Here is a 240-nt window from a genome sequence, read left to right as displayed (position 1 = left end):
GCCATCAGGATTGGCGCGCTCTGCTGTTTCCCCCATTCGCTCCGGTGTTGTTCGTGATGGCCGCGCTGCCGCTGGCCCTGCTGCTGGGCACGTTATGGACGGCCAACGCCGGCTATATCGCAATGTTGACGATGGCGGCCTACTTCCTGATGTACGAAGGCCTGCACACGCTGTCGCACCTCGAGCATCCGCTGCTCGATGCCATGCCGCTGGTCAACACGGTGCGCCGCATGCATGTCC

At 63.3% G+C, this 240-nt stretch carries 1 protein-coding gene; it reads left to right on the top strand.

What is annotated here, in order from left to right:
- Positions 1–240, top strand: a 240-nt coding sequence (locus AAEY57_RS20995; protein WP_350608782.1) for a hypothetical protein, incomplete at both ends; no start/stop codon positions are given.

It is taken from the genome of Pseudoalteromonas sp. MER144-MNA-CIBAN-0113 (genome assembly GCF_040308965.1).
GTDB classification, from domain to species: Bacteria; Pseudomonadota; Gammaproteobacteria; order Enterobacterales; family Alteromonadaceae; genus Pseudoalteromonas; species Pseudoalteromonas tetraodonis.
This window is presented reverse-complemented; position numbering and strand designations above follow the sequence as displayed.